General features: G+C 59.9%; 19 protein-coding genes. 1 reads left to right on the forward strand and 18 read right to left on the reverse strand.

What is annotated here, in order from left to right:
* Positions 1 to 338: 338 nt before the first annotated feature.
* The 3 genes from ACTQZF_RS07090 to ACTQZF_RS07100 form a co-directional block, all read right to left on the reverse strand.
* On the reverse strand, positions 339 to 1,739 hold the full coding sequence (locus tag ACTQZF_RS07090; protein WP_441554921.1) for a phosphoglucomutase/phosphomannomutase family protein: 1,401 nt from the start codon (positions 1,737 to 1,739) through the stop codon (positions 339 to 341).
* A gap of 175 nt (positions 1,740 to 1,914) precedes the next feature.
* A complete protein-coding gene (locus ACTQZF_RS07095; protein WP_441554922.1) occupies positions 1,915 to 2,808 on the reverse strand; it encodes a homocysteine S-methyltransferase family protein in 894 nt (297 codons plus the stop codon).
* A 12-nt stretch (positions 2,809 to 2,820) separates the two neighbouring features.
* Positions 2,821 to 3,243: a metal-dependent transcriptional regulator gene (locus ACTQZF_RS07100; protein ID WP_154518396.1), complete on the reverse strand. Its 423-nt coding sequence runs from the start codon at positions 3,241 to 3,243 to the stop codon at positions 2,821 to 2,823.
* A 120-nt stretch (positions 3,244 to 3,363) separates the two neighbouring features.
* On the opposite strand from ACTQZF_RS07100, the gene pepT reads away from it, so the two are divergent.
* Positions 3,364 to 4,611 carry a peptidase T gene (gene pepT, locus ACTQZF_RS07105; RefSeq protein WP_441554923.1) on the forward strand — a complete coding sequence of 416 codons (1,248 nt, stop codon included), beginning with the start codon at positions 3,364 to 3,366 and terminating at the stop codon, positions 4,609 to 4,611.
* Positions 4,612 to 4,864: 253 nt separating this feature from the next.
* On the opposite strand, the gene ACTQZF_RS07110 is transcribed toward pepT, so the two are convergent.
* The 15 genes from ACTQZF_RS07110 to ACTQZF_RS07180 all read right to left on the reverse strand — a co-directional run bounded on the left by ACTQZF_RS07110 (position 4,865) and on the right by ACTQZF_RS07180 (position 19,390).
* On the reverse strand, positions 4,865 to 6,118 hold the full coding sequence (locus ACTQZF_RS07110) for an LCP family protein (RefSeq protein WP_441538264.1): 1,254 nt from the start codon (positions 6,116 to 6,118) through the stop codon (positions 4,865 to 4,867).
* A 12-nt stretch (positions 6,119 to 6,130) separates the two neighbouring features.
* On the reverse strand, positions 6,131 to 7,414 hold the full coding sequence (murA, locus tag ACTQZF_RS07115) for a UDP-N-acetylglucosamine 1-carboxyvinyltransferase (RefSeq protein WP_441017009.1): 1,284 nt from the start codon (positions 7,412 to 7,414) through the stop codon (positions 6,131 to 6,133).
* An 88-nt stretch (positions 7,415 to 7,502) separates the two neighbouring features.
* Positions 7,503 to 7,895 carry an ATP synthase F1 subunit epsilon gene (atpC, locus tag ACTQZF_RS07120; protein WP_427727755.1) on the reverse strand — a complete coding sequence of 131 codons (393 nt, stop codon included), beginning with the start codon at positions 7,893 to 7,895 and terminating at the stop codon, positions 7,503 to 7,505.
* 5 nt (positions 7,896 to 7,900) lie between these two features.
* A complete protein-coding gene (gene atpD / locus ACTQZF_RS07125) occupies positions 7,901 to 9,355 on the reverse strand; it encodes a F0F1 ATP synthase subunit beta (protein WP_427727748.1) in 1,455 nt (484 codons plus the stop codon).
* Positions 9,355 to 10,263, reverse strand: coding sequence for an ATP synthase F1 subunit gamma (atpG, locus tag ACTQZF_RS07130; RefSeq protein WP_441041458.1), 909 nt, complete (start codon positions 10,261 to 10,263; stop codon positions 9,355 to 9,357). Before atpG ends, atpD begins: the two co-directional genes overlap by 1 nt.
* Positions 10,264 to 10,268: 5 nt before the next feature.
* On the reverse strand, positions 10,269 to 11,876 hold the full coding sequence (atpA, locus tag ACTQZF_RS07135) for a F0F1 ATP synthase subunit alpha (protein WP_427727745.1): 1,608 nt from the start codon (positions 11,874 to 11,876) through the stop codon (positions 10,269 to 10,271).
* Between the two features lie 2 nt (positions 11,877 to 11,878).
* Positions 11,879 to 12,340 (reverse strand): F0F1 ATP synthase subunit delta, encoded by a 462-nt coding sequence (locus ACTQZF_RS07140; RefSeq protein ID WP_441038863.1) that lies wholly within the window; start codon positions 12,338 to 12,340, stop codon positions 11,879 to 11,881.
* A 7-nt stretch (positions 12,341 to 12,347) separates the two neighbouring features.
* Positions 12,348 to 12,944 (reverse strand): F0F1 ATP synthase subunit B, encoded by a 597-nt coding sequence (atpF, locus tag ACTQZF_RS07145; RefSeq protein ID WP_441554924.1) that lies wholly within the window; start codon positions 12,942 to 12,944, stop codon positions 12,348 to 12,350.
* Between the two features lie 21 nt (positions 12,945 to 12,965).
* A complete protein-coding gene (locus tag ACTQZF_RS07150; RefSeq protein WP_303941830.1) occupies positions 12,966 to 13,157 on the reverse strand; it encodes an ATP synthase F0 subunit C in 192 nt (63 codons plus the stop codon).
* A gap of 98 nt (positions 13,158 to 13,255) precedes the next feature.
* Positions 13,256 to 14,053 carry a F0F1 ATP synthase subunit A gene (gene atpB / locus ACTQZF_RS07155; protein WP_441032000.1) on the reverse strand — a complete coding sequence of 266 codons (798 nt, stop codon included), beginning with the start codon at positions 14,051 to 14,053 and terminating at the stop codon, positions 13,256 to 13,258.
* 45 nt (positions 14,054 to 14,098) lie between these two features.
* Positions 14,099 to 14,392, reverse strand: coding sequence for a hypothetical protein (locus ACTQZF_RS07160; protein ID WP_441031998.1), 294 nt, complete (start codon positions 14,390 to 14,392; stop codon positions 14,099 to 14,101).
* Between the two features lie 468 nt (positions 14,393 to 14,860).
* Positions 14,861 to 15,508: a uracil phosphoribosyltransferase gene (upp, locus tag ACTQZF_RS07165; protein WP_040359658.1), complete on the reverse strand. Its 648-nt coding sequence runs from the start codon at positions 15,506 to 15,508 to the stop codon at positions 14,861 to 14,863.
* A gap of 123 nt (positions 15,509 to 15,631) precedes the next feature.
* Positions 15,632 to 17,173 (reverse strand): glycerol kinase GlpK, encoded by a 1,542-nt coding sequence (gene glpK / locus ACTQZF_RS07170; protein WP_441554925.1) that lies wholly within the window; start codon positions 17,171 to 17,173, stop codon positions 15,632 to 15,634.
* Complete coding sequence (locus ACTQZF_RS07175) at positions 17,127 to 17,930, reverse strand: L-threonylcarbamoyladenylate synthase (protein ID WP_441554926.1); 804 nt, start codon at positions 17,928 to 17,930, stop codon at positions 17,127 to 17,129. Before ACTQZF_RS07175 ends, glpK begins: the two co-directional genes overlap by 47 nt.
* Positions 17,931 to 18,139: 209 nt before the next feature.
* On the reverse strand, positions 18,140 to 19,390 hold the full coding sequence (locus ACTQZF_RS07180; RefSeq protein WP_441538259.1) for a N5-glutamine methyltransferase family protein: 1,251 nt from the start codon (positions 19,388 to 19,390) through the stop codon (positions 18,140 to 18,142).
* Between the last annotated feature and the right edge of the window lie 438 nt (positions 19,391 to 19,828).

A 19,828-nucleotide genomic window follows, 5' to 3' on the forward strand; every position in this document is an offset into this window, starting at 1 on the left:
TGGTTCTGTATAGGAAAAGGAATTTCTCGGGGCCGCCTCTCGGCGGCCTTGCGAAAAACGAATCCAAGTCAGACCATTTCAAATGGTTCGATGTCTGCCCGGATGCGACACTGAAGTAAGTGTCCATCCTCGCAGTATCCGGTTCTCAAGGTGCACGCCCCGCGGTCCATCTCGTCCGACCGGGCCGCGCGGCAAGGAGATATATTGCCAGACCGGAGGGGCCCCGGGGGCGGGAATCTGGTTGCACACAGCTCCTACATATTTATACCCGCAGCTGACGCTTGCCAGTCGTTACCTACCACTCGCCGAGCATATCTTTATATTGATCAGCCCCATGGCTAGAGCCGATATGCGCCCCGAGCCAAAGCGCAGCCGGCATCAAGCAACTCGTCGCGCTCCTCCACCGAAAAGCCCTCGGCGTACACTCGCACCACCGGCTCAGTGCCACTCGGGCGAACCAACAGCCAGGTATCATCCTCAAATGCCAAACGCAAGCCGTCCATGTGACTTACGCTCTGCGGCGCCTTGCCGCAAATCGACTTGGGATTCACACCGGGAAGCAGCGTGCGCAGCGACTCGGCATCTTCTGCCTCAAGTCGTAAATCTCGACGGCCATAACTTGTTTTTCCAAAACTCGCCTCGAGCTGATCGACCAGCACGCCCAGCGAAGCCCCCGTCTTTGCCATGAGCTCACACAGGAGTAGGCAAGCGAGAATGCCGTCACGCTCGGGCATATGCGCGGCAATGCCAATGCCACCGGCCTCCTCACCGCCCATAAGCACCCCGTCTTTTTTCATCTCGGCGGCTATATATTTGAAGCCAACCGGTTTTACGGTCACGCGGCAACCGAGTGCCTCGGCAACACGACGCACAAGCGTCGAGCACGATAGATTGACGACGACTCGCCCCTTCAAATTGCGAAACTGAACCAATTCGCCCATTACGAGCGCCATGATCTGATGCGGATGTATATATCTACCGCGCTCGTCGACCGCGCCAATACGGTCAGCATCGCCATCGGTCACCAGGCCGGCACACGCACCGTCTTCGATAACTGCACGCTCGCAGGCATCCACCCACGGCTCTACGGGATCGGGACAGATATCCCTCCAATCCGATGCTTGCCCCGCATGAGTCTCATGGACCTCAACACCCAGCTCGCGCAGCAAATCGGCAAGATAACCTTGAGCCGCTCCCCCCATGGGGTCGACCACCACGCGCAGATGAGCGGCACGAATGGCATCGGCATCGACAAACGATGCTACCGCTCGCATATAGTCGGGAATGATATCCACCGTGCGATACTGCTCCTCGAGCCCCAGAGGTTCGGCGGCCATCGTTGCCTCGAGTTCTTCGATGACGTCCTGGTTTGCCGTGGAACCATCGCCCATGCGCAGTTTGAGACAGAGATAGCCCTGCGGATGATGTGAACCGGTCACCATGAGCGCCCCGCACGCCTCGCCATCGTATGCGGCAGCCCACGTGATGGCAGGCGTGGGTACAAAACGGGCCGCAAGCACGGCATCAAGGCCATGGGCCGCAAGCACGCCAGCTGCAAGTTCTGCAAACTCGCGCGCCCGGGGACGGGTGTCATACCCGATATATACCGTCTTGCCGGGATATGTCTTTTGCCAGAGCTCGCCGGCGGCATCAGCGATACGGGCAACATTGTCAGCGTTAAAATCCTCGCCGACGCGAGCGCGCCAGCCATCAGTTCCAAAATGAATTATCGCGCACACACGCAGACACCTCGCAGTGTTTGGATCATGGTACGCAAGTGGTATACCCGCAACGAGCGCTCGGCAAGCCGCCGGCGCACGCATTCACCGTTTAGGCAAAAGCCGTCGAGGGCGCATATAGACAAAAAAACCGCCCCGGTTGGGGCGGTAATTCGAATGTGCTTTTCTTAGGACTCTATATATCGAGCGCGTCTGCCATAGCAGCCGTCGTGATCGCCGTGGTTCCGCAACAGCCACCAACCATTGCGGCGCCAGCCCGCTTCCACTCGACGCATGCGCGCGCGAAAGCTTCGGGGTCCTCGTGCCACACAGGCCCATCTTGCGCTTGGACCGGATTTCCCGCATTGGGACGTACAGTAACGGGCGTCGTGGCTATCTTGACCATTCTTGGTACCGCAGCGGTAGCCGCTGTCAGGGTGCAGCAATTGACCCCAACCGAGCTCGCACCGTGCTTCTCGGCATACAAGATGGCACCTTCGATGTTTAGGCCATCACCCAGCAGGTCGCCCTTGTCATCAATAGCAAAGCTCACCAGAACGGGCATGCCATCAGCGGCATCATGGGCACCGGCGAGCACGGGCTGCAGATTGCGGATAGACGTGATCGTCTCGACCAGAATCCCGTCGACGCCGGCGTTGAGCAGGGCGGACGCCTGCTCGCGAGCATTTGCGCGAATCTCTCGATACTCGGAAGAATCCTCGACAAACCACTCAATCGCAATAGGTCCCATGGACCCCAGCAATAGCTGGGGATTTGCCTGGCGGGCATCGTCGACCGCCCCGCGATTGATCTCTGCCATAGATGGAGCGATTTCATCGCGATCGAGCGCAAAACCCGATGCCTGGAACGTATTGGTAATAAGCACCTGTGCACCAGCGGCGGCATACAGTCGGTGGATGCGAGAAACCGTCTGCGGTTCGGCGAGGTTCCAAAATGCCGGCGGAATATCGGCGGCACCGTATTCACTCAGCAGCACGCTGCCCATCGGACCCTGTGCCAGCAGCGTCTCGCTGGCAAGTCGGCGCATAAGCTCCTCGCCGCCGAAGCGATTGTAATAACTCGTATCCATATATATGTTTCGCTATTCCTCGATGCTGATTCCCTGCTTTTCGAGATAGGCGAGCCAACGGACCATTGTGTCCTCGGAAAGCGCGTGCTCCATCATGCAGGCCTCGGCATCGGCGCGCTCAAAGTCGACGCCGAGCTCCTGGACCAAAAATGTGCGAATCAGGCGATGGCGATACCAGATAGCCAAACCGACCTCGCGCCCACGGTTGGTCAGGATAACCTTGCCGTAGTGAGACTGCTCGACAAGTTCGGATGCCTTGAGAGCCGAAACCGCCTTGTTGACCGATGCCTTCGAAACGCCAAGGCGCTGTGCGATATCGACCGACCGCACGCCATTAGTCTCCCCATCCTCGCTTTCGATGCGAACCATGCACTCCAAGTAGTCTTCGTTTGCCACCGTTAGATGTAGCTCGCGCGAGCTATTTGTCGTATCCATGAACATCCGTCCCTTCTGCATTCAATGGCTGATTCTACCCCATCCAAGCGTCGCGGTATGCCGCGGCATACCGTGCTAGAGTTCTTGTTGCACACGACAACCAAGATTGGAGCGGTCTCTATGGAAAACACCACCACGAACCCCGACGTACTCGAGCGTTTTTTGCGCTACGTCCAGATCAACACACAGTCCGAGGATGCCAACTGTGACCAGGTTCCGTCGAGCACCGTCCAGTTTGATCTTGCCAATGTGCTTGCCGAGGAATTGCGCGAGCTTGGTGCAACCGATGCCCATGTAACCGAAAACGCCTATGTCTGCGCTCACATTCCCGCGAGCGCCGGCTCCGAGAATAAGCCCGCCCTGGGCCTGATCGCGCACCTCGACACCACCGAGGTCGCACCGGGCGCCGACGTAGCGCCGCACATTGTGCACTACGAGGGCGGCGACCTGGTTTGCGGCATCGTCGACGGCAAGCCCGTGTCCATGAGCACCGCCAAGCTCCCCGCCCTCAACAACCTTTTGGGCGAGGACCTGGTTTGCACCGACGGCACCACGCTGCTGGGCGCCGACGATAAGGCCGGTGTCGCCGAGATTATGGCGCTCGTCGCACGCATTGCACAAGACCCCAGCCTGCCCCACCCCACGCTTGGTATTTGTTTCTGCCCGGACGAGGAAATCGGCCACGGTGCCGAGCTGTTGGATATCGAGGACTTTGGCTGTAAGTATGCCTACACAGTCGACGGCGGTCCGGTTGGCGAGCTTGAGTGGGAGTGCTTCAACGCCGCCGAGGCTACCGTTAGCTTTGAGGGCCAGTCCATTCACCCCGGCGACGCCAAGGGCCGCATGGTTAACGCGGGCAATCTGTTCTGCGACTTCAATGCCCTGCTCCCCTACGTGCAGCGTCCGGAATACACCGAGGGCTACGAGGGCTTCTATCACCTTGAGGGCGTTTCTGCCACAGTCGACCATGCCACGGCGCGCTATATCGTCCGCGATCACGATGCCGCCAAGTTCCAGCAGAAGCTCGATCTGATGGATGCTGCCGCCGCGCTGCTCAACCAGCGTCTGGGCGAGGAGCGCGTAACGGTCGAGATCAAGCACCAGTACCGTAACATGGCCGAGATTGTCCGCGACTACCCAGAGCTGATCGATGTCGCCAAGGAATCCTTCCTTGCCTGCGATGTTGAGCCCCAGGTGCTGCCGATTCGCGGCGGCACCGACGGTGCACAGCTGTCGTTCCGCGGCCTGCCCTGTCCCAACCTTTCGACGGGCGGCTACTGCTACCACGGCGTCAATGAGTTTGTTCCGGTCAGCTCGCTTGTCAAAATGACCGACGTCTTGCAAGAGCTCGTCGCCCGCTTCGCATAAGGAACTCGAATAATCTAGGTAAGCAAAATCGCCCCGTCCTCAAAACCGAGAACGGGGCGATTTTTTGGTGCAAGGGGAGTAGTCGGCATCGCTGGTTGAATCAACGTCAGCGAGCGACGTCCAGGGCGAACAAGTTGGCATGAAAAAGGCAGGACATTGATTCTGGTCATGCCCTGCCTTTTGAATGACAAATTGTCGCTCTGGGCGGCGCGCAGCGTCGAGCCGTTGCACGGGCTGGCAAGCCCGCGCAACCCTAGTAGTTGGCTTCGTAACCGTTGCCGTCGCCAGTGGGCTCCTCGTAATAATATGAGCTGTAATCCGAATCGTCCGAATAGCTCGAATCGTCCGAATAACTAGAATCGTCCGAGCTTTCCGACGAACCGGCCGTACCGTAGGCGTAATCGTCAGAAGTATGGTTGCTCAAATCACCGATTGTGGAGCTGGTTCCGTCGGATAGGCCCATGGTGTTTGGTCCCTTAGGATCCTTGCCGGCATCGACGCGCGCCATCATCTCCTTAAGCTCGTCCTCGTAGACAAAGACATAGCTCTGGCCGTCGATCATGGTGGTTTCATCTGCGTAGGAAGGCAGATTCGCCGAATAGATGCCATCGACATCCATGCCGCGCATAGCATTGACCGTAGACACGATGTCCTGAACGCTCATATCGGTCACAAGCATATCGGACAGCGAATTAACCAGGTCGAAGACCTTCGTAGCATCAAAGTTGTTGAGAATCTGGTTGGCAAGGGCACCAAGCACCTGGCGTTGGTGACGCATGCGCGTATAGTCGCCGTCGGCATAGGTATAGCGGCAACGGGCATAGGTGAGCGCGGTAGCACCGTCCATGTGCTGCTGGCCTGCCGTAATCTTAATGTCCAGATGCTCGGGGTCATCGACATCGTCGGTGGCGTTGATGTCGATACCGCCCACAGAGTCAATCAATGATTGCATACCGTCAAAGCTAACCTCGGCATAGTGGGAAATCTGCACGCCGCACAGCTCATTGACCGCTTGAACCATGGCCTCGGCACCGCCATAGGTATGGCAGGCGTTGACCTTCATGGTTTCGCCGTTATAGACAACCTTGGTATCACGTGGAATGGATATAAGCGTAGCCTGCTTTTGCGTAGGGTCGATGCGCGCCAAGATAATTGAATCGGCGCGATACGTGTCCTCGCCCGGACGACCATCGGTACCCAAAAGAAGCACGTAGAACGGATCTTTGGCCTCATTGGTATCCACCAAGATATGGCGCAGATTGTCGGTAATGACATTGGAATCGCCAAGCTTGCCCATAATGTTGGCGAACCACAGCCCGGCGGCAGTCGTAGCGCTCAGCAGCACGCCAAGCACGGCGATAAGCGCAACGCGACGGATTGTCTGGCCGCGGCGGCGCTGACGAGCGCGCTCGGAGTAGCGTGCAACATTATCGCGACTGTAGATCTTGGCCTGTGCGCCGGTTGAAGGTCTTCGAGTATCCGCTAAGGGCTTCTTATTATTAAACATAGGCAACCTGCATTAGTAGATGACGGGATCGGGAACAGTGGCGTGCTCGACGTTTGCACCAAGTGCCTGCAGTTTTTCGACAAACTGCTCATAGCCACGTTTGATGTGATGGATGGCCGAGACCTCGGTAACGCCGTCGGCGATAAGGCCAGCAACGACGAGCGCGGCGCCGCCGCGCAGATCAGGCGAGGTAACCTGTGCACCCGAGAATCCCTTGACGCCATGAATCATGGCGTGATGGCTTTCGATGCGGATATCCGCGCCCATACGGACCAGCTCCGACGCGAACATGAAGCGGTTCTCGAAGATATTCTCGGTAATCACAGAGCTGCCATCAGCAAGAGCGGAAAGCACCATGATCTGCGCCTGCATGTCCGTCGGGAAGCCCGGGAACGGAAGTGTCTGAATATCGACCGGCCTGATGCGCTCGACACGACTCACGTGAACGCCATTCTCGATTCGCTCACACTCGATACCCATGAGCTCCATCTTCTTGAGCACCATGCCCAAGTGAATGGGGCAAAAGCCCGTAACGTCGACACCGCGGTCATCGGCCATCAGGGCACCGGCAACGATAAAGGTGCCGGCCTCGATGCGGTCGCCCACCACGCGATGGGTAACGGGATGCAGTTCGTCCACACCTTCGATGGTCACGACGGGCGTGCCGGCGCCAACAATCTTGGCGCCCATCTCGTTGAGCATGTTGGCAAGGTCGACGATCTCGGGCTCGCGAGCCGCATTATCGATAACCGTAGTGCCTTGTGCGCGCACGGCCGCCATGATGAGGTTCTCGGTAGCGCCGACGCTGGCAAATTCAAGCGTAACCGTGGTACCACGCAACCCCTGAGGAGCGTTGGCATTGATGTAACCGTGTGCAGTGTCGAATTCTACGCCCAGCGCCTCAAGACCCAAGATGTGCATGTCGATCTTACGGGCACCCAGATTGCAGCCACCCGGCATGGCAATCTTGGCACGATGGAAACGGCCCAGCAGGGGACCCATCACGGCCGTGGAGGCGCGCATCTTGGCGACAAGCTCGTAGGGAGCCTCCCAGGAATCAACCTGAGAAGTGTCGATCTCGAGCGTATGCTCATCGAGAACGTCAATCTTGGCGCCCATACCCTTGAGCACCTTGCCCATAACATGGACATCCGAGATATCGGGCACGTTCTGCAGCGTCGTCTTCCCCGGTGCCAGAAGCGTTGCCGCCATGAGTTTGAGTGCAGAGTTCTTTGCACCCGAAACAGGCACGGAGCCTCCGATGGTGTGGCCACCTTCAACACGGATAATATCCAAGGTCTACCCTTTCAAAAAGCATGCCCGGGATGGCTGGGCCATCCCGGGCATGATGTGTTCGCAAATAGTCGAACGCCAAATCGTTTGACTATTGGGCAAGCATGAGCTTACACCATGCGATTTCATTATAGAGGTAGGCGCGACGTGCATCATCCTCCGACAAATTACCCAGCTTCTCTTCAAAACCTTGAATATCAGCTTTAAGCTTGTCGGCATCGACGGTCGCCAAATCGCAAGCGCGCTCGGCGAGGACAATCACGACATCGTCCGCAACCTGGGCATAGCCGCCGTCCACAGCAAACGTGTGGTCGACGGTGCCCATTTGCTTATCACAAACGCGAACGTAGCCGCGATCGATCGTGCAGATCTCGCTAGCGTGACGCGGAAGAATGCCGAACTCACCGTCCGTGGAAGGCAGGGCGACAAATGCCGCCTCGCCTTCATAGGCGCAGCTCTCCGGACACACGATGCGGATTTGCATAGCCACTACTTCTCCTCCATCTTGGCGGCGCGCTCGCGCACGTCGTCAATCGTGGACGCATAACGGAACGCCTGCTCGGGCAGGTCGTCGCACTCGCCGTCGACAATGGCGGCAAACGAGCGGACCGTGTCCTCGACACGGATGTAGACACCGGGGTTGCCGGTGAACTGCTCGGCGACGTGGAAGGACTGAGACAGGAACTGCTGGAGCTTACGGGCACGGTTGACCGTAAGGCGCTGCTCCTCGGAAAGCTCGTCCATACCCAGAATGGCGATGATGTCCTGCAGGTCGGAGTACTCCTGGAGCAGCTCTTGGACTGCGACGGCCACACGATAGTGCTCCTCGCCGACAATCGAGGGATCCAGGGCGTCGGAAGAGGAAGCCAAGGGGTCGATTGCGGGATACAGACCGAGCTCGGCGATGGAACGCGAAAGAACGGTCGTGGCGTCGAGGTGCGTAAACGTCGTGGCGGGAGCCGGGTCGGTCAGGTCGTCTGCAGGGACGTAGACAGCCTGAACGGAGGTGATGGAACCCGTCTTGGTCGAGGTGATGCGCTCCTGGAGGTCGCCCATCTCGGTAGCCAGCGTGGGCTGGTAGCCAACAGCGGACGGCATACGGCCCAGAAGGGCGGAAACCTCGGAACCGGCCTGGGAGAAGCGGAAAATGTTATCGATGAACAGCAGGACGTCCTGGCCACGATCGCGGAAGTACTCAGCGGTGGTGAGGCCGGCCAGACCGATGCGCAGACGCGCTCCAGGCGGCTCGTTCATCTGACCGTAGACCAAGCAGGTCTTGTCGATAACGCCAGACTCGCTCATCTCGAGGAACAGATCGGTACCCTCACGGGTACGCTCGCCAACGCCGGTGAACACCGAGGTGCCGCCATGCTCCTGGGCGAGGTTGTTGATGAGCTCCTGAATCAGAACGGTCTTGCCGACGCCGGCGCCGCCAAACAGACCAGTTTTGCCGCCACGGATGTAGGGCTCGAGCAGGTCGACGGCCTTAATGCCGGTCTCGAAGATCTCGGTCTTGGTAGTGAGCTCGTCGAAATGAGGTGCCGGGTGATGGATGGGATAAAACTCATCGATCTGGGGCATGGGCTTGCCATCGACAGGCTGGCCCATAACATTCCAAATGCGGCCGAGGGTCTCGGGGCCGACGGGCATCTTCATGGGTGCGCCGGTGTCGACCGCGACGACGCCGCGCTGCAAGCCGTCGGTCGACGTCATGGCGACGGTACGAACGACACCGCCGGGAAGCTGAGACTCAACCTCCAGGATGGTGCTGATGTGACCCATCGGCGTATCGGCCTCGACCGTGAGCGCGTTGTAGATCGAGGGGACAGCGCCATCGAACTTAACGTCGACAACTGCGCCGATGATACGGACGATACGTCCCTCACCGGCCGTCTGACGTGCCGTGGCCTCCTCGACCGCCGCTTTAACGGTGGTATCTGCCATTAGTGTTCCTCCAATGCTGCGGCTCCGCCCACGATCTCGTTGATCTCCGTGGTAATGGAAGCCTGACGCACGCGGTTATACGTACGGGTAAGAGTCGAGATGATCGACGACGCGTTCTCCGTGGCGGAGTGCATGGCCTTACGGCGCGCACCCTGCTCGGCGGCGGCCGAATCGATCAGCGCCTGGTGAATGACGGTCAGGATGTAGCTGGGGACCAGCTCAGCCAACACATGCTGGGCGCTCGGCACGAACTTGAACGAGGACGAAACGCGCTCGGGGCCCTCGTCTGCGTTCTTGCGCGGGCCATGTGCCATGGCGATCATCTCGGGGTCGAGCGGAAGCAAATGCTCGGTACGAAGAACCTGATCGACGCGGTTGCGAGCGTGATGGTACACGATCTCGACGCGGTCGAGCTGACCCTTGGAGTACTCGTCGCAGATATAGCTCGCGATCATGCGGGCATCCTCGAGGCTCGGGTCGGCCGAGGAACCCTCGAAGTGCATGACCGTGTTGGCACGGCTGCGGAAATACTCGCTCGCCTTGCGACCGCATGCGATGATCTCGCACTCGGCGCCATCATGTGCCCATTCGCGAGCGATTTTCTCGCAGGTGCGCTCAACGTTGACGTTGAAGCCGCCCGCCAGACCGCGATCGGACGTGATCGCGATGATCAGACCGCGCTTGAACTCCTCATGCGTCTTGAGCATGGGGTTGTCGCCGACAGTCTCTGTATCGCTCGCAACGGTGTGCATGACGTCGGTGAGCGCCTTCTTGTAGGGCTCAGCCTGCGTGGCTCGATCGAGCGCGCGACGGATCTTGGCCGTAGAGACCATCTCCATCGTGCGCGTGATCTGCTTGGTGCTCGTGACCGAGGAGATTCGCTTCTTAATGTCGCGAAGGTTAGCCATAGAGCTTAGTTCTCCTCTGCGCCCTCAGCTGCGCTCGCGGTGGAGGCATGCTTGGAGGCGTACTCGTTCTTGAAATCGGTGATGGCCTGAAGCAGCTGCTCTTTGGTCTCGCCGTCGATCTTGTTGGTACGGACCTTCTGCAGCAAGCCGCCAAAGCCAGCATTCATGTACTCGAGCAGCTCGGCGCGGAACGGCAGCACCTCGGAAAGGGGCAGGTCGTCGATAAAGCCCTCGTTGCCGGCGAACAGCGTAACGATCTGCTCGGCGACGTCGAACGGCTTAAAGCGCGGCTGCTTAAGAAGCTCGGTCATGTGCGCACCGTGGGTAAGCTGCTTTTGGGTGGCTGCATCCAGGTCGGAACCGAACTGGGTAAAACCGGCGAGCTCACGGTAGGCGGCAAGGTCCAGACGGAGGTTGCCGGCGACCTGCTTCATGGCCTTGGTCTGAGCGGAGCCACCGACGCGCGACACCGAGATGCCGACGTCGACTGCCGGGCGCTGGCCCTGGAAGAAGAGCTCGGACTGCAGGTAGATCTGACCATCGGTAATGGAAATGACGTTGGTCGGAATGTAGGCCGAAACGTCGCCGTCCTGGGTCTCGATGACCGGCAGGGCCGTCATGGATCCGTAGCCGTTCTTCTTGGACATCTTGACGGCACGCTCGAGCAGGCGAGAGTGCAGGTAGAAGATGTCGCCAGGATAGGCCTCGCGTCCGGGCGGACGATGCAGCGTCAGCGACATCTGACGATAGGCGACAGCCTGCTTGGATAGGTCATCGTAGATGACGAGCACATGGCCGCCGGGGTTGGTCTCGCTGGCGGGCTCGCCGTTCTCGCCGTTGTACATAAAGAACTCGCCGATAGCGGCACCGGCCATAGGGGCGATGTACTGCATAGGGGCCGAGTCGGCAGCGGTAGCCGAGACGATGATGGTGTAGTCGAGTGCGCCGTGCTGGGCGAGGGTCTCACGGATGTTGGCAACCGTAGAGGCCTTCTGGCCGATAGCGACGTAGATGCAGACCATGTCCTTACCGCGCTGGTTGAGGATGGCATCGATCGCGATGGCGGTCTTGCCGGTCTTACGGTCGCCGATGATGAGCTCACGCTGGCCACGGCCGATAGGAACCATGGAGTCGATAGCGAGCAGACCAGTCTGAACCGGCTCGCAGACCGGGGTGCGGTCGATAACGCCGGGGGCCTTGAACTCGATGGGGCGACGGTGCGTGGCGACGATATCGCCCAGGCCGTCGATGGGCTGACCCAGCGGGTTGACGACGCGACCGAGCATGGCGCGGCTCACGGGAATATCCATGACGCGACCGGTGGTACGGCACTCGTCGCCTTCCTTGATGACGTTGACGGCGCCGAACAGAACAGCACCGACCTCATCGCGGTCGAGGTTCTGGGCAAGGCCGTAGACGGTCTCGCCGGTCTCGGAGCTCTTGAACTCCAAGAGCTCGCCGGCCATGGCGTTGCGCAGTCCCGAGACGCGCGCGATGCCGTCGCCAACCTCGTCAACATGGGAAACCTCTTGCGTGTCGACGGTAGCCGCCAGGCCATCGAGCTTCGCCTGCAGGGCGCGGGCGATGCTTTCGGCATTGAGGGTATCGGACATAACTAGGCTTCACCTCCGTTATTCAAAATCGTGGAACCGAGGGCCTCACGCGCTGCGCGCAGCTGGGTCTTGACGGTAACGTCGCGACGCTGGCCGCGGGCCTCGAGAATCAGACCGCCGATGATGGACGGATCGACCTTCTCGATCAGGAACACCTTGCGTTTTAGATCGGCCTCGCATTTCTCGGTAATCGTGCGGCGCAGCTCGTCATCGAGCGGGACAGCCGTGGTGACGGTGACGCCTACGACGTCCTCGTCGGTCGCGGTTACCATCCGATAAGCCGATGCAATCTGCGGCAGAAGATCGAGCTGGCCGCGCTCGAACACGGTACCGAGGACAGCAAGCACCTCGGGGCTGGCGTTCGCGATGACCTCAAGCTCGTGAAGATCGCGGAACACACGGCCCTCGGCCTTAGCGGCCTCCAGGAGGGTGCGTGCATAGGTCTCGAGAACCCTGTTCTCCATGCGGCTGTTAGGCATTCAGGCTACCTGCTTCCTTTATGTAGCGCTCGATCAGACGACGCTGCTCGTCGTCGTTCTCGAGGGCCTCGCCGACAATCTTGGTCGCAACGGAGACGGAAAGATCGGCGATGGAGCCGGCAGCGGCGGCATAGATGGAGTTGCGCTCGTCCTCGGCGTTGGCGTGGGCCTTGGCAATGATGTCCTCGGCCTCCTCGTGAGCCTTGGCGACAATGCGGGCGCGCTCGGACTCGGCGTCCTGACGGGCGGCGGTCACGATGTCGGCAGCCTGACGACGGGCGTCGGTGAGGAGGGCGTCGGACTCCTTGCGGGCCTCGATGGCCTTGCGCTTGGTGGTCTCAGCCTCATCGAGGCTGTCCTTGATGCGCTTGCCGCGCTCTTCCATCGTCTGCAGAATCTGCGGCCAGGCGAACTTGGCCAAAACGATGAAGATGATGAGGAAGGCAATGAGTGCAGGGACGAATTCCGCCATCTTGGGGACGAGGATCTCGGCCTTGTTCTCAGACTCCTCGGCGAATGCCGACACCGGCATGGCGAGCATGGCGCCCGTCAGCGCAGCAGCGACTTTCGCGTGGTTGAAATGCTTCATGGCGACTACCTTCGTGCTCAATTACGAAATCAGCGTAACGACGAAGCCGATCAGGCCCAGAGCCTCGGTGAATGCAGATGCAAGAATGAAGACGGTGAAGGCACGGCCCTGGACCTCAGGCTGACGAGCCATAGCGCCCGTAGCACCGAATGCTGCAAGACCAATTGCGAGACCGGCACCGATAACGCCGAGACCATATCCGATAACTCCCACGATTCCTCCTTTGTCGTGCGCGTGTGCGCAGGATAAATACCTATGTTGTAGAGGCGCACGCGGGTGCCGCGCCTCCGAACACCAAATAAATGCGACCGCTAGTGGGCGTCAGCCTCTGCGATCTGAATGTACACGGCCTCGAGGACCGTAAAAACGTATGCCTGAACAAAGGCAACGATCAGCTCGACGGCGTAGATTACCAAAAGAATCAAAACCCACGCCACGCTGGGCAGGGCGCCCACGGCGTTCATGGCCGTAAAGTGCTCCAGCATCGGCTGGGCAAAGAGCGTGGCCATGATGGCGAACGAGCCCATGACGATGTGGCCGGCGAACATGTTGCAGAACAGACGGACGGCGAGCGTGACCAGGCGCAGGCACAGCGAGAAGAGCTCGATGACCCACACGAAGACGTTCATGGGGAAGGCGACGCCCGCAGGGGCGAGGCTCTTGAAGTACCCAAAGAAGCCGTGCTTCTTGATACCGAAATAGATGAAGTACACAAACGATACGAGTGCGAGGGCGGCGGTACAGCCGATGGCACCGGTGCCGGGCTTCATGCCGGGGATGAGGCCGATAAAGTTGTTGATCAGGATAAAGAAGAACAGCGAGGCCAAAAACGGGAAGTGCTTCTTCCAGTTGTCGCCAACGACACCCTTGGCGATATCGTCCTGCACGTACTCGATGACCCACTCGACGCCGTTAACGAAGAAGCCCTCGGGGACAACCTTCTGCTTCTTAGTAAACGCGAAAAAGACCACGAACATGACGACAGCGGCGATAAGCAGCCAGAACGAGTACTGCGTCAGGCCCGCGTTAAGGTCACCCACGACCGGAGCCGAGGAGAACTCAGCGACGAGCTCGGCGATCGCGCTGGGTAACTTGGCAAATGCGTCCAAGATTCCACCTTCCCTGTTTGCCCGCACCAAGGTGGGGCAACGCCTTTAATCCTTCATAATCACCATGCAGGCGATCACGATCCAACAAATCAAAAACCCGGCGAGCTCGCCGCACAAAAAGGCGATGAGCGCCACGGGGGCTACCAGGTGCACAATTACGACGCCCATAAAGAGCACCGCAAACGACACCATGATACCCAACATGCCTACCGTCATGTTGGCATCGCGTCGATGCGCCAGCACCGAAGCAAGCGCAAGGTACAACGGCAAAAATGCAACAAGACCGACGACGAATCCCGTTGCGATGAACGGCACGTGGCCTGCCAGCTCAACCGGCATGTGCGTTCCCTTCTCGCGACATATAGCCCACATGGAGCCATACCCCGCTCACATCGTCCTAGTATTTTAGGGCGCATGATTGCAAAATCAATGCACTGTTACCCAACCTTAATCGCGTCTTTAGCCCCTTGGGGTGTCAAACGGACAAAAGGCCGAGCACTGAGGACGAATGGGTCGCGATGGCCGACGAGCGTACTTGACAAACGCCGCCGCACCCGCGTAAGCGCAGCGCGACAGCGTTGTTGACTATTGTACGAACCGAACACGCGATGACAAGTGGGAAAACGTAAGTTAATACACAACTGTACATTTTCTTAAGACACTCTTTATACCGTACCTACGGTATAGCGCGTTTTGGGCCCTCTGTGACTGCGACGACACTCATAAATATGCGTGCAGGCGTCACTCGTACACCCGCACGCACCAATCATGCACGAATGAGCACGTGCAGCTGCCCATGCCCAGCGACTAGAGCGTGCCGTAGATGCGGTCGCCGGCGTCGCCGAGGCCGGGAACGATGTAGGCAGCCTCGTTGAGATGGTCGTCGATGGCACAGGTATAGATATGCACATCTGGGTCCTTCTCGGTCAGCGACTTGAGGCCCTCGGGGGCCGCGACGATGCACAGCATGCGGATGTCCTTGACACCGCGCTCGCGCAGGTAGCTGATGGCCATCTCGGCCGAACCGCCCGTGGCGAGCATGGGGTCGACAACCAGGCAGATGCGCTGGTCGATATCCTTGGGCATCTTGCAGTAATACTCATGCGGTTCGTGGGTAACCTCGTCGCGCTCCATACCGATGTGGCCCACGCGAGCGGAGGGCACCAGGTCGAGGATGCCGTCGACCATGCCAAGGCCCGCACGCAGGATGGGCACGATGGCGAGTTTCTTGCCGGCGAGCTGTTTGAACGTGGCGGTAGTGATGGGGGTCTCGACCTCGACGTCTTCCATAGGCAGGTCGCGCATGGCCTCGTAGCCGTCAAAAAGCGCGAGTTCGCGCACGAGCTGGCGGAACTGATTGGTGCCGGTGTTTTTGTCGCGCAGGATCGACAGCTTGTGCTGGACGAGCGGATGATCGACAAGCGTCACACGGGACGCATCGTAGGTAACGGTCATGAGTTGATTGCCCCTTTCGTTGCGGCCATAAAACGACCTTGCTGGCATGGCGCGCAGCGATGTTGCCGCCGCGCGCCATACACAAGTTTAGCGGTTTGCTGTATCGAGTGGCCCGTCGCAGCCCTACTGTGCGGTACTGAGTGAGCGCTTGACCGCATCGCGCCAGCCCGCAAGGTTTTGCTCGCGGCGCTCGGCGGACATGTGGGGAAGGAAGGTCCTAACGATCTGGGCATTTTGCTCCAGCTCTTCCAGGTCTTCCCAATAGCCGACGGCAAGGCCCGCCAAGTACGCGGCACCGATTGCCGTGGTCTCCACCGTCTCGCATTGCAGCACGGGGATATCCAGCAGGTCGGCCTGGAATTGCATGATGAACTCGTTGCGCGACGCGCCGCCATCGACAGACAGGCGTTCGATCGAAAGCCCCACGTCCTGCTCCATGGCGCGCAGCACGTCGTAGCTCTGATATGCCATGGATTCGCAGGCGGCACGTACGATGGTCGCACGGCTCGAGGCGCCGGTCAGACCGCACACGATACCGCGGGCACGCGGGTCCCACCAGGGAGCGCCCAAACCCGCAAAGGCGGGAACGAAGTAGCAGCCCTCGTTGTCGTTAATCGAAGCGGCGAGTTGTGCAGACTCGCTCACGCTCGAGATGATGCCCATGTTGTTGCGAAGCCAGTTCATGGTGGAGCCGGCGGCAAAGATGGAACCCTCGAGTGCATAGCTGATCTTCCCGTCCGCGGCGATACCGATGGTGGAGACCAGACCGTTCTTGGATTCGACGACCTCGTCGCCGGTGTTCATGAGCATAAAGCAACCAGTACCATAGGTGTTTTTGGTCTGGCCGGGACGGAAACAGCAGTGGCCGAACAGCGACGCCTGCTGGTCGCCCGCCACACCCATGATGGGTGGCATGTTGGTCATGATGTCGCTCGCGACGCGGCCGTAGTCGCCCGAGCTCCAGCGAACCTCGGGCATCATGGAACGCGGAACGTCAAAGAGCGCCAGCAGGTCGTCGTCCCAATCGAGCGTATGGATATTAAAGAGTGCCGTGCGGCTGGCATTGGTGTAGTCGGTGGCAAAAACCTGACCGCCGGTGAGGTTGTAGATGAGCCAGGTGTCGATGGTGCCAAACATGAGGTCGCCCACCGCCGCGCTCTCGCGTGCGCCGTCAACGTTGTCGAGAATCCACTGCACCTTGGAGGCCGAGAAATACGGGTCGAGCGTAAGCCCCGTGCGGGAGCGCACCAGCTCTTCTGCGCCCTGCTCAACCAAATTATCGATCAGAGACGCGGTGCGACGGCACTGCCATACGATGGCGTTATAGATGGGCTGGCCGCTCACGCGGTCCCATACCACCGTGGTCTCACGCTGATTGGAGATACCGATGGCGGCGATGCGATCGGAATGAATCCCGCTCTTAAACTGAACCTCCATCATGACCGCAATCTGGCTGGCAAGGACCGCCATGGGGTCTTGCTCCACCCAGCCGGGACGCGGGAAGCTGGTTTTGACGCTGCGGCGCGCTTGGGCGACGATGCAGCCGTACTCGTCGACGATGGTCGCAAGTACCGAGGTGGTGCCGCAGTCGAGCGCCATGATGTAGGAACCGCCAAAGTCAAACGAGGCATCTTCCATGCCCAGGCTGCCCAGATTCAACGACATCGCTTACACCTTTCTGTTGCATCGGGTCGAACAGGACCCGCTCAATCTCTGATGCGGGAAGTGCGCCTTGGCGCAGGATCTGAAGCCCGCCGTGCTGGAACGACACGATGGTCGAAGCGTCGCGGCACGGCGTCTCGCCCGCGTCGACGGCCACGTCGACCCCTTCTAGAATGCGGTCTTCAACGTCGGCAAAGCTTGCCGGCGCGGGCGCGCCGTGTGTATTGGCGCTCGTACAGGCAAGTGGGCTGCCACAGGTGCGAATGAGCGCCTGTACCACGGGCGATGCCGACGCGCGAAGAGCCACCGTGTCGTCGGCGGCACGCATAAAGGTCGGCACGCAGGGAGCCGCCTTGACCACAATAGTCAGGGCGCCCGGCCAGCATCGTCGGGCAAGTATGCGTGCCTCTTCTGGGATATCCACGCCGTAGCGGTCGAGGGCCTCGGCATCATCGACCAGCCAGGCGACCGTTTGGGTGAGCTCACGCTGCTTGAGGGTAAAGATGCGACGGTAGCCGGTACCGAGCGCGGGCACCGCGGCGCCGTTGACGGCAGCCTGCGGATCGCGCGGCCACGGCAGAGATTCGCTTGTATCTTGGGGCACGGCGTCCGAGAAGGCGTTGACTGCCACAGCGACGCCATAGACGGTCTCGGTTGGAATCAGGGCCAGGCCGCCACGGCCGAGCACCTCGGCCGTACGCTCGACGGCGAGCCGATGCGGCTCGCGCGCTCCCTCGAATACCCGATAGACCGTCTGCATGTGTATGCCAGCCCCTTACACTCTGGTGAAAGTTTGTTTACTGAGGGGCATTCTCGCACGAAACGTTTAACCTATTTGTCCACAGCGCATGTTGGTTTGGTGAGCGGCTATAGCAGTCGGTGAAAGTGAGGGGTAATTGAGCCGTGACAAGCCTCTTTACATTTCCGGCGCAGCGCTCTCGCCACCGCGCCACCAATACGCTTCGTACTTTACTGACGTTGCTTGGGCTCGGTGACGATAGCTCGAACGATGCGGGGACGATCGGTGAGGTCGCGGACGATGCGTACGTCCGAAAGACCCGCCTGGCGGCAGAGCTCGGCCGCGGCGTCGAGGGCGCCCTCATAGAGCTCGCAGGCAAACAGGCCGCCGGCGCGCAGCATATAGGGCGCCGCATTGAGCAGGCGGCGGAAGATATCAAGGCCATCGGCGCCGCCCTCGAGCGCCAAATCGGGCTCAAAGTCCTTGACCTCGTGCGGCAGCGAGCGCATGACGTCAGTCGGGATATAAGGCGGGTTGGAAACGAGCACGTCGAAGGTGCCCCACTCCTCGCGGGGGATAGAGCTCACCAGGTTCGTGAGGCTGAAGGCGACCTCATCGGACGTCAGCCCGAGTGCATCGCGGTTTTTGGTGGCCAGGTCGATGGCGCGCGGCTCGATATCGGTAGCGGTGCAGGCGACATGGCCGCGACGCTCCCAAGCAAGGGAGAGCGAAATGCAGCCCGTGCCGCAGCCGACCTCGAGAACGCGGGCAATGCGGGGGTCGGCAGGCACAGACGCGGCGGCATCCTGCACTGGGGCCGTCTCTTGTTCGACGCCTTCGATGGCAATGCCGTATTCGTCGAGCTCGGGCTCAGCGACTTCCGCGGTCTCGGCCTCAGCTGCCTGCGCGGCGGCTTCCTCGGCCTCACGATCGGCCAGCTCCTCGGCATAAGCTCGGCTGCCCAGCACGTCTCCGCCCAACGCCGCCTCATCGGCAGCCGTGAGGTTGGCGGCACGGCGCTCGGCAGTCGCGCGTTCGTCAGCCAATGCGACTTCGGCTTTACGCGCCTGCTCGACCTCGTCGTTCCATGGCAACTCTACGCGCTGGCGGGTGACAGCCTCGGGGCTCAGAACCTCGGCATCCAGATAATTGAGGACTTCCTCGACGAGCATCTCGGTCTCGGGACGTGGAATGAGCACGCCGGGGGCGCACGCGACGTCGATCATGCGGAACTGCGTGCTGCCGGTGATGTACTGCAGCGGCTCGCCCTTGGCGCGACGGACAACCGCCGCGTGCATGGTCTCGAGCTGCGCTGCATCGAGCGTGTCGTCCATACGCATATATAAGTCGATGCGCGCTAGGCCCGTGGCTGCGCACAACAGCCACTCGGCAGAAAGACGGGGGTGCTCTTCGCCGCGCTCGGCTAGGTACTCCTTGGTCCACTCGAGACAACGCCTGATGGTCCAGATCTCGTTTGCCATGGGTCCTCCCCTCTTAAGCGCCGGGCGGCGCGCGAATGTCGGAGCAGATTGTACGCGAGGGCGGCACGCGGCGAGAGACGATTGGAAGCGATTATCGAGAATCAGCCCAGAATTTTGCACCGGGCTCGCTCAAAGTGTTCATTCGCCGACGTCTAGATTTGCATTCGTCAAGCTTTTGGCAAGGTTGCCCCAAAACTAACCAATATCTAACCAAGAACTTGCCAAATCACTTGACGTGCGACGCACCAAAAAGGGCCCCGCGACTTCTTGGACGATTTTTCGAGCAATATTTTCAATTGCAGATGAAGGCTGTTAATTACTTTGAGCAGGCAGGCAGCTTAATTTCCAACAAAGTAGATTAAATAAACTCGAAAAGTAATTTACCCAACCTAGTCATTTAAGAACGTCCCCAATGACTGCCTCTAAGGCGCCGCAGGT

Source organism: Collinsella sp. LCP19S3_H3 (genome assembly GCF_052119145.1).
In the GTDB taxonomy this organism is placed as follows: domain Bacteria; phylum Actinomycetota; class Coriobacteriia; order Coriobacteriales; family Coriobacteriaceae; genus Collinsella.

What these genes read in the sequence shown, in the direction of transcription:
- ACTQZF_RS07095 (WP_441554922.1), bottom strand. Translation starts at nt 2,808, where the DNA reads ATGGATACGAGTTATTACAATCGCTTCGGCGGCGAGGAGCTTATGCGC.
- ACTQZF_RS07100 (WP_154518396.1), bottom strand. Translation starts at nt 3,243, where the DNA reads ATGGATACGACAAATAGCTCGCGCGAGCTACATCTAACGGTGGCAAAC.
- pepT (WP_441554923.1), top strand. Translation starts at nt 3,364, where the DNA reads ATGGAAAACACCACCACGAACCCCGACGTACTCGAGCGTTTTTTGCGC.
- ACTQZF_RS07110 (WP_441538264.1), bottom strand. Translation starts at nt 6,118, where the DNA reads ATGTTTAATAATAAGAAGCCCTTAGCGGATACTCGAAGACCTTCAACC.
- atpC (WP_427727755.1), bottom strand. Translation starts at nt 7,895, where the DNA reads ATGCAAATCCGCATCGTGTGTCCGGAGAGCTGCGCCTATGAAGGCGAG.
- atpD (WP_427727748.1), bottom strand. Translation starts at nt 9,355, where the DNA reads ATGGCAGATACCACCGTTAAAGCGGCGGTCGAGGAGGCCACGGCACGT.
- atpG (WP_441041458.1), bottom strand. Translation starts at nt 10,263, where the DNA reads ATGGCTAACCTTCGCGACATTAAGAAGCGAATCTCCTCGGTCACGAGC.
- atpA (WP_427727745.1), bottom strand. Translation starts at nt 11,876, where the DNA reads ATGTCCGATACCCTCAATGCCGAAAGCATCGCCCGCGCCCTGCAGGCG.
- ACTQZF_RS07140 (WP_441038863.1), bottom strand. Translation starts at nt 12,340, where the DNA reads ATGGAGAACAGGGTTCTCGAGACCTATGCACGCACCCTCCTGGAGGCC.
- atpF (WP_441554924.1), bottom strand. Translation starts at nt 12,944, where the DNA reads ATGAAGCATTTCAACCACGCGAAAGTCGCTGCTGCGCTGACGGGCGCC.
- ACTQZF_RS07160 (WP_441031998.1), bottom strand. Translation starts at nt 14,392, where the DNA reads ATGCCGGTTGAGCTGGCAGGCCACGTGCCGTTCATCGCAACGGGATTC.
- upp (WP_040359658.1), bottom strand. Translation starts at nt 15,508, where the DNA reads ATGACCGTTACCTACGATGCGTCCCGTGTGACGCTTGTCGATCATCCG.
- glpK (WP_441554925.1), bottom strand. Translation starts at nt 17,173, where the DNA reads ATGTCGTTGAATCTGGGCAGCCTGGGCATGGAAGATGCCTCGTTTGAC.
- ACTQZF_RS07175 (WP_441554926.1), bottom strand. Translation starts at nt 17,930, where the DNA reads ATGCAGACGGTCTATCGGGTATTCGAGGGAGCGCGCGAGCCGCATCGG.
- ACTQZF_RS07180 (WP_441538259.1), bottom strand. Translation starts at nt 19,390, where the DNA reads ATGGCAAACGAGATCTGGACCATCAGGCGTTGTCTCGAGTGGACCAAG.